Consider the following 7759-nt stretch of genomic DNA (forward strand, 5'->3'; position numbering starts at 1 on the left):
GTGTTGGCCAGGATGACCTCATGCTGCTGATGCAGCGTCAGCGCAAGTTCCTCCCTGGCGGTTTCGATCTTGGCCGTGAGCTCGTCGTTGAACCCTTCGATGCGGCGCATGTTGGCGACGAAGTTCCAGGCCAGCACCAGCGCCATGCCGACCATCTGGAAGTGGGATGTCAGCGTGACGTAGTAGACATTGCCAAGAAGGATGCCGAGATAGGTCATCAGGTCATGCAGGATGGCCACGATGGTAAGCGCGTTGACGATGTGAAGGACGATGTGGTCCAGCCGATTGCTGCGCCAGGTCAGGCCGATCGACAGGAAACAGGCGCCGATGTAAAGCAGCGACCAGAACAAGGCCAGCAGGTTGAGCATCGGGCCGAGTTGGGAATGCGGCGTGGCAAACAGGGCCGCGGCGCCGATCGCCAGCGCGGCCCACAGCACGGCTTCCCCCCTGGGAAAGCGGCGCTCGGCAAAGCGGATGACAAACAGCACGAAGGCGGCGGCCATGACCATGAAGGAGAGCATGATAAAACGCTGCCAGGTGTCGGTCGCCCCGAACGGCCAGGGGCTCGTCACCACGAAATTGAGCGAATAGCAAAACCACGCAATCGTCATCAGGGCGAACCAGCCATAGGCCTTCAAGCTTCGGCGCAGCAGCCAGACGACGAAGAAAAAGGTGCCAAGCGCCGCGGTGACGCCGAGATAGAAGACCGGCAGTTCGCGGCGAATCCAGAATTGCTGGACAAAATGGGCACGCGTCGCCGAAGGCGGGCCGATCAGGACCGGACCAAGGCCTGGCTGGTACGGCGCTAGGCCCGAGACCCTGATCAGCAGCGTGTTGGTGCCGGCATGCAGGACCGGGGAAGCGAGCTGCCAGTAGCGGGGCACGTTCCATGAGCGCGTCAACGGCTCGACGAGGAATTCGTCGCGGCCGAGTTCCGCGCCGTTGACAGAGATCGATCCGGCCAGTGTCCAGTAGTTCAGCGCGAGGCCTAGCGGCTCGGCCGCGTCGGGCCTGTCGAAGGTGAGGCGATACCAGACCACGCCGTCGAAACCGGGCCAGCGCGTCGCCCAGTCATCGGGCAAGGTCACGCTGGTCCAGCCGGCGGCCGGCGGCGCGGCGGCGTCCCAGCCGGATCGAACGGCCTCGATCGTCTTGAACGGCACGGCCCCGTCGGCGCCGAGGGCGATGCCGCCCGGCGCGAGGAGCAGGAATATCAGGGCAAGAAGCCTTGCGACCGCGCCTCGAAAATCGCTTCCGTCCGGGATTTGACCGACAGCTTCTTGTAGATGTTGCGAATGTGGCATTCGACCGTGAACCTGGAAAGGGAAAGGACCCCCGAAATCTCTCGATTGGTAAGCCCCTTGGCAACGAGGTTGAGGATCTCGACCTCGCGCGGCGTCAAGGGAGGCGGCGGCGCAAGCGCGGGCTTGCCGCGCCCCGGCCTGTCGGTGGAGGAACGGGCGCGCCCGGATGACGCCGGCGCCGACACCAGTTCCAGGATGCGCCGGGCGATGAAGGGATCGATCGGCGCGCCGCCGCGAATGGTGCTGCGGATCGAAAGTGACAGCTCGACGTCGTCGCGCTCCTTCAAGAGATAGCCGGTCGCTCCGGCACGCAGGGCTTCGAGGATGGTGTTTTCGTTGCTCCAGGCCGAGATGACGAGAATCGGCAGCGCCGCGTCGTGCTCGTGCAGGGAGCCGATGAGGTCGATGCCGTTGCCATCGGGCAGGCCGACATCGACCAGCGTCATGGCGAAGGGTTGGTCGACGAGCAGGGCCTTGGCCTGCGCGATCGACCCGGCGAAAAACAGCTCCTCCTGAGCGTAGCCAAGGCCCCTCAGGATCGAGCGCAACCGCACCTGCATCATCGGCTCGTCCTCGACGACAAGCAGCGGGCTCGGCAGCAGTGCTTCCGATGGCAGGTCGATGGCGGGATGTTCCTTGGACGACATGAACCTCGACGCGAATGGCGGCTTTCACCTGTAGCAGCCGGGCGGAAAATACCCAACCGATCGTACCCAGTCTGCCATGGATCGGTTGCCGCCGACATAGCTGGGATCAGGTAGAGCGAGCCGGGTATGGCCGTTTGTAACAGCGCCCGTGCGGGAGGCGCTTTTCGCGACATCCAACGGTTGCCTCCATGCCCGATCCTGCTGCAATCGGAGGAGAGACAATGCGTCAACATCTGCTGAACGGTTGGCTCGTGGCGGCCCTGGTCGCGACGACCTGTCTGCTCGGCGTGACCGCTTACGCGGAGGTGAAGGAAGACATCTCGCGCGTCGCCTGCACGCGTGGAGGACAGGCTCCTGGCGAGCGGGGCGCACGGTGTGATACCTGTGCCGCCGCGCGATGCGATGTGCGCGCATCAGGAGCCTGAGCGGCAGCCGTTAGGGGACCGCATGAGCGGCAATCCGCCAGCCAAAACGGCGCTTGCATTCGGGCACGATCCGCGCAGCCGAGATAGAATTTCCGATCAGACAAGCCGGATGTTGCGTGCGGGGCTGAATCCCTTGCCGCGCAAGGGTTTCAGACGCGGGCGCCGTCGAATTTTTCGCGCGCCGCCTTGACGCGCATGGTGTTGGCGCGCGCCCATTCGCTCAGTGCGCTGACGGGGATCAGCAGCTCGTGGCCGAGCTCGGTCAGCTCATAATCGACGCGCGGCGGAATGGTTGGAAACACGGTGCGGGTGACGAAGCCGTCACGCTCCAGCCCGCGCAAGGTGGTGGTCAGCATCTTCTGCGAGATGCCGCCGACGGCTGCGCGCAATTCGTTGAAACGCAGCGGTCCGTCGCCCAGCTTGCCGACGACCAGAACGGTCCATTTGTCGCCGACGCGCTGCAGGATTTCCGAGATGGCGCGGCAGTCTTCGGAGCGGTGTGGGTGCCTCGGTAACAAAAAAGTGCCTTCTTGTGCATCGCGTTTGCAGTATCTCATATAGCGCAGGTATCCAAATGATACCAGTACTTCGTGCAAGGAGAGCCCTTATGTCCAAACCCAAAATTGCCATCGTCGTCGGATCGACGCGCGCCGCTCGTTTCGCCGATGTGCCAACCCAGTGGATCGCCAAGATCGCCAAGTCGCATGCCGACATCGATGTCGAGATCGTCGACCTTCGCGACTTCCCGCTGCCGTTCTTCGACGAGGTCGCATCCTCCGCATGGGCGCCGTCGCAGAACGAAGTGGCACAGCGCTGGCAGAAGAAGGTCGCCGAATTCGACGGCTTCATCTTCACCGCCGCCGAATACAATCATGGCCCGACGGCGGTGCTGAAGAATGCCATCGACTACGCCGCCAATGAATGGAACAAGAAGCCGGCCGGCTTCGTCGGCTATGGCAGCGTCGGTGGCGCTCGCGCCGTCGAACAGCTCCGCCTTCATGCCGTCGAATTGCAGATGGCGCCGGTCAAGTCGGCCGTCCATATCGCCTGGGGCGATTTCCTCGCCGTCCGCCAGGGCGAGAAGAAGCTGGAAGACCTCGAGCATCTGAACCAGGCCGCCACAGCTCTGGTCAACGACGTTGCCTGGTGGGCCAAGGTGCTCAAGGCAGCGCGTCAGGCCGACGCCGTCGCCGAGGAAGTCAAGGCGGCCTGACCGCCGGTTCGAATTATCCTCCCAAGGATCCGGGGCGGCGCTTGCGCCGCCCTTTTTCAATTATAGCGGCTCAAATCGAAAGCTGGCACCGGATCGGACGACACGGCCGACACCGGGCGAATCCAGATGCGCGCCGGCAACGAAACAATGATCGTCGGCAGCAAGCGCCAGCAACCGCAACCGGCTTTCGCGCGCCTGGTCCTGATCGGCATCGAATTCCCACGTCACCTCAGGTCGATCGAACTGAAGCGATGGGACGTGAACGGTGTCGCCCCAAATCAGAATGCGTTCGCCACCGCTCGAAACACGAAAGCAGCTGTGTCCCGCTTCATGGCCATGGGCTTCGACAATGTCGACATGTGTCCCGATACGGTCTCCGGCTTCGAAGGGTTCCGCCATGCCGTGAAATCGTTCGAGCCGCGCTTCGGCGCGAAAAAAGCCGAGTTCTTCCCCGGGAACGAGCAAACGCGCCAGGCGCGGGAAAGCGTCGCGGCCGTCGGCAAGCACAAGACCATGGATGTGGTCGAGATGGGTGTGGGTGAAACAGACGGCACGGACTCGTCCGGCATCGATGCCAGCTTCGTCCAGCGCCTCGGGAAGTCGGCCCATGGTGGGATGCCAGGCGTTCGAGGCACCGGTATCGATCAGGATGATTCCGTCTCCATCGTCAATCGCGAAGGCATTGACGGACAGTCTGAGTTGACCACCAACCAACGCCACTTGTTGCGGCAATTCATCGCCAAATGGCTTGTCGCCGGGTTGCCGAAGCCGTCCGATCGGCATGTCGACATAGCCATCGCGCAAGGAGGTGATGCGCAAGTCACCAAGATCGTAGGTCTGATAAAGGTCGCCCGAAGCCATGCGGTGCATTTTTTCCGATCCGTTCTGCAGACAACCGGCAACATGCGACGGGCCAGCTGCGTCGGCAACCCGCCCCGTCAATTCGATCTGTGCCATGGGTGCGTGCGTCGCCTGCCGTGGCCGGATGATGCAGTCGGCGAGGCGGTCCGTTTCGTTCAACTCGCCGGCATGGTGCTGATACCCTGATGTCACGATAGCCTCGGCCCAATCGGGGTTGGACTGCTACATCGACCGGGCTGCCATCTGGTCGCGCCCTTTGCCCTGGTATATCCGGCTGCGATCCGTCACATGAGTGAAGCCGTGAAGACATCCAGCCCGACCGGCGCCGTTTCCCCGATGATCCCGGTGCTCGTATGCGCGCTTGCGATCTTCCTGCTGTCCGGGATGGATGCGGCGATGAAGATCCTGGTCATCGCGGTCGGGGTCTACAACACCTTGCTGTGGCGCAGCATGGTCGCGGCCGTGGTCGCGGGCGCAGCCTGGTTGGCGGGACCACGCTTAAAGCCGACCATTCCGGTGCTGAGGCTGCATGCGCTGCGTGCCGCAATTGTCGGCGTCGTGCTGATATCCTTCTTCTGGGGCTTGGCCAGGCTGCCGCTCGCGGAGGCGATCGGGCTCAGCTTCGTGGCGCCCTTGTTTGCGCTGTTTCTCGCCGCGCTGCTGCTGGGCGAACGGATCCGACGCCAGGCTGTCTGGGCATCGTTGGCCGGCATCGCCGGCGTCGCCATCATCATGGCCGGCCAGTTCGGGCAGGCAGACTATTCGCAGGACGCCATGCTCGGCACGGCAGCGGTGCTCGTGTCGACGGTGTTCTACGGATACAATCTGATCCTCGCCCGGCAACAGGCGCAGTTGGCCAAGCCGATCGAGATCATGCTGTTCCAGAACCTTTGCGTTGCCATCCTGCTCGGCCTCGCGGCACCCTGGCTTGCCGTCGCCCTGCCGAGCGATCTTTGGCTTCCTTTGGCCGGGGTGACGGTGCTGTCGCTCGCCGGGCAATTCCTGATGAGCTGGTCCTACGCCCGCGCCGAAGCGCAATATCTGATCCCGACGGAATACTCGGCCTTCATCTGGGCGGTCGCGCTTGGCTGGTTCTTCTTCGGCGAGGAGGCGACCTGGACCACGCTGACGGGAGCGTGCCTGATCGTCGCCGGCTGCCTGATCGCCGCGCGGGCCAATCCCAGGCTTGCCGAGCCCATCGAAGTGGCGGTTTGAACGTCGACGTTCAACGCCCCGCCGGATCGCGAAATACCCCAGTCTCCACCTCGTGCATGAAGTGAGCGATGAGAGCCGCGCATTGGCGATGATGCGTTTCGAGAAGCATGTGCCCGCTCTCAAAGACATGGATTTCGACGGCGTCGAGATCGCGGCTGTAGGCCATGATCTCGTCCAGGCGAAGAAGGCGTCGTGGCGCCCCCACAGCACCAGGCATGCTGGCTGTTGGTCGCGGAGATAGGCCTGGATGGCCGGGAAGCGCGCGATGTGCGAGCCATAATCGGTGAAGAGTTCGAACTGAATGTCGGTGTTGCCGGGCCTCGCCAGGCGCTCCGTATCGAGATACCAACCCTCGGGCGGAAACAGCACTTTCAGACGCTCGGGGAGACCGCCGATATACTGATTTCGGGTCCCCTCGAAATTCATCCAGTCCGGCAGTCTGGCGCGGTTTTCTTCAGTCGGTTCGGCGAAGAACGCCTTCGGCGCGTCCCATTCCGGTCCCAGCCCCTCGTCATGAGCGTTGCTGTCCTGGGCGATCAGGCCGAGGATGCGATCCGGACGCCGTGTGGCGAGATGATAGCCGACGGGCGTGCCGAAGTCAGTGATGTGGAGGAAGAATCGCTGGAGGCCGAGGGCCTCGATGAAGGCTTCGATCGTGCTGGCCAGGTTGTCGAACGTGTAGTCATAGGCATCGATGGAAGGGGCGGACGAAAAGCCGAAACCGGGCAGATCCGGCGCCACCACATAGGCTGTCTCCGCCAGCGGTTCGATGACATTGCGATAGACGTGCGACGAAGTCGGATATCCGTGCAGCAGCAGGATTGCCGGTCTGCCGGGATCGCCGGCATGACGGTAGAAGATGTCGAGGCCGTCGACATTGATGGTTTCGTGGCGGGTCTTGTAACGATTGCTGCACATCCTCTCCCTCCCAGGGTTCCGCGCCGATCTGGCGACGCGCTGGCTTTGACACCACGTATCCGTATGATAGTGGTTACATCATGTAACCGTATAATCCGGTTAATGAGGTTATGTTCCATGGGCGATGCATACACCGAATGGGTACCGGATCACTTCATAGGCGGGCATCCCGCTTTGGACCTGTCGAACGCCGTGTTCGACCGGCGGGCGCCGGCAGCAGACAATGAACTCTTCAAGTCCGTCCGGGATGTTGCGAACTGGTTCAGCGCCTCAGGGCTTGCCGACGATCGCCAGGCGCAGGCCGTTGCCGAGATAGCGGATGGGCGGTTCGTGGAAGGGGTCCGCGAAATGCGGGAGGCGTCATTTCAGGTTTTCGAGCCAATCGCCGCGGGCAAACCGTCTGCGGTCGAACCGCTCGGCGTGTTGTTCTCGCGCACGGCAAGCTCGCTTGCCGCCGGGTCTATCGAGCTGGATGGCACCAGGCCGGAGCTTGCCCTTGGCCGGTGGCGCGATCCGGACGCCGTCACCGCGTTGCTGGCCATGCTGTCCATCGAAGCGTTCTTCACCCTGCCGCGCGACAGGCTGCATTCCTGCCCTCGCTGTGGCTGGCTTTTCCTCGATACGTCGCGAGGTGGCAAGCGGCGCTGGTGCAGCATGCGCACCTGCGGCAACCGCGAGAAGGTGTCGCGCCACCGAGATCATACCGACGTCTAGACTGGGTTAGCGCACCACGTCGCCTTTGCTGCGGGCGGGCCGGATGCCGGCGCGTCACTCCGGAAGACCGGCCTTGCGAAAACCATCGACGAAATGCTCGAGCGTAGCGGCGTCGCGGAATGGCTCGGTCGTCGCCCAGTGATGGGTTGTGAAATGCGGGTTGCCGACGAGGAACAGTTCAGCCTCTGCGCGCGCCTCGTCGAGCCGGCCGAGTTGGGCCATGCTTGCCGCCAGGAAACGGCGTGAGCTTGTGCGATAGGTCTCGTCACGGCGCAACGTCTCGATAGCGGCTTGGTAGTCGCGCGCCGCATATTGCGCCTGGCCGAGCGTCAGATAGTACCAGCTCGCCGGAAACGGGTTCAGCCGGAACGCCTTGCCGATGTGCTCGAGGCCCTCTTCGACCCTTCCGGCCAGGACCGCGATGTCGGACAATGCCGCCCAGGTGTCGGCCTCGTTCGGGTC

The 7759-nt window shown here is 63.2% G+C and carries 8 protein-coding genes and 2 pseudogenes; 3 read left to right on the forward strand and 7 right to left on the reverse strand.

Annotation, left to right across the window (positions count from 1 at the left end):
* From EN914_RS16920 to EN914_RS16935, 3 genes are all read right to left on the reverse strand, one after another.
* On the reverse strand, window positions 1–1163 hold a 1163-nt coding region (locus tag EN914_RS16920), incomplete at its 3' end, for a 7TM diverse intracellular signaling domain-containing protein (RefSeq protein WP_206527210.1).
* Between the two features lie 50 nt (window positions 1164–1213).
* Entirely contained in the window at window positions 1214–1951 is a 738-nt protein-coding gene (locus EN914_RS16925) for a response regulator transcription factor (protein ID WP_032899377.1), read from the reverse strand.
* Window positions 1952–2525: 574 nt separating this feature from the next.
* Complete coding sequence (locus EN914_RS16935) at window positions 2526–2894, reverse strand: helix-turn-helix domain-containing protein (protein WP_024504168.1); 369 nt, start codon at window positions 2892–2894, stop codon at window positions 2526–2528.
* An 89-nt stretch (window positions 2895–2983) separates the two neighbouring features.
* Here EN914_RS16935 and EN914_RS16940 point away from each other — a divergent pair, with 89 nt between their 5' ends.
* Window positions 2984–3589, forward strand: coding sequence for an NADPH-dependent FMN reductase (locus EN914_RS16940; protein WP_013530052.1), 606 nt, complete (start codon window positions 2984–2986; stop codon window positions 3587–3589).
* A 60-nt stretch (window positions 3590–3649) separates the two neighbouring features.
* On the opposite strand, the gene EN914_RS16945 is transcribed toward EN914_RS16940, so the two are convergent.
* The gene (locus EN914_RS16945; RefSeq protein ID WP_338101339.1) at window positions 3650–4546 is read right to left on the reverse strand and encodes an MBL fold metallo-hydrolase; all 897 of its coding nucleotides are present in this window, start codon (window positions 4544–4546) and stop codon (window positions 3650–3652) included.
* A gap of 192 nt (window positions 4547–4738) precedes the next feature.
* Here EN914_RS16945 and EN914_RS16950 point away from each other — a divergent pair, with 192 nt between their 5' ends.
* On the forward strand, window positions 4739–5665 hold the full coding sequence (locus tag EN914_RS16950) for a DMT family transporter (protein ID WP_024504166.1): 927 nt from the start codon (window positions 4739–4741) through the stop codon (window positions 5663–5665).
* Between the two features lie 10 nt (window positions 5666–5675).
* On the opposite strand, the gene EN914_RS39220 is transcribed toward EN914_RS16950, so the two are convergent.
* Both EN914_RS39220 and EN914_RS16955 read right to left on the reverse strand, forming a co-directional pair.
* Window positions 5676–5831 (reverse strand): hypothetical protein, encoded by a 156-nt coding sequence (locus tag EN914_RS39220; RefSeq protein WP_245265349.1) that lies wholly within the window; start codon window positions 5829–5831, stop codon window positions 5676–5678.
* Between the two features lie 41 nt (window positions 5832–5872).
* Window positions 5873–6583, reverse strand: a pseudogene (locus EN914_RS16955) (alpha/beta fold hydrolase); the annotation flags it as partial.
* A 117-nt stretch (window positions 6584–6700) separates the two neighbouring features.
* On the opposite strand from EN914_RS16955, the gene EN914_RS16960 reads away from it, so the two are divergent.
* Window positions 6701–7297, forward strand: coding sequence for a CGNR zinc finger domain-containing protein (locus EN914_RS16960; RefSeq protein WP_024504165.1), 597 nt, complete (start codon window positions 6701–6703; stop codon window positions 7295–7297).
* Between the two features lie 54 nt (window positions 7298–7351).
* Here EN914_RS16960 and EN914_RS16965 read toward each other — a convergent pair.
* Window positions 7352–7759, reverse strand: a pseudogene (locus EN914_RS16965) (adenylate cyclase); the annotation flags it as partial.

Source organism: Mesorhizobium sp. M7A.F.Ca.CA.001.08.2.1 (genome assembly GCF_003998455.1).
Lineage (GTDB): Bacteria > Pseudomonadota > Alphaproteobacteria > Rhizobiales > Rhizobiaceae > Mesorhizobium > Mesorhizobium ciceri.

Excerpts from the sequence above, each read along its gene's own strand:
- EN914_RS16940 (WP_013530052.1), top strand. The coding sequence starts at position 2,984 with ATGTCCAAACCCAAAATTGCCATCGTCGTCGGATCGACGCGCGCCGCT.
- EN914_RS16950 (WP_024504166.1), top strand. The coding sequence starts at position 4,739 with ATGAGTGAAGCCGTGAAGACATCCAGCCCGACCGGCGCCGTTTCCCCG.
- EN914_RS16945 (WP_338101339.1), bottom strand. The coding sequence starts at position 4,546 with ATGGCACAGATCGAATTGACGGGGCGGGTTGCCGACGCAGCTGGCCCG.
- EN914_RS16925 (WP_032899377.1), bottom strand. The coding sequence starts at position 1,951 with ATGTCGTCCAAGGAACATCCCGCCATCGACCTGCCATCGGAAGCACTG.
- EN914_RS16960 (WP_024504165.1), top strand. The coding sequence starts at position 6,701 with ATGGGCGATGCATACACCGAATGGGTACCGGATCACTTCATAGGCGGG.
- EN914_RS39220 (WP_245265349.1), bottom strand. The coding sequence starts at position 5,831 with ATGGCCTACAGCCGCGATCTCGACGCCGTCGAAATCCATGTCTTTGAG.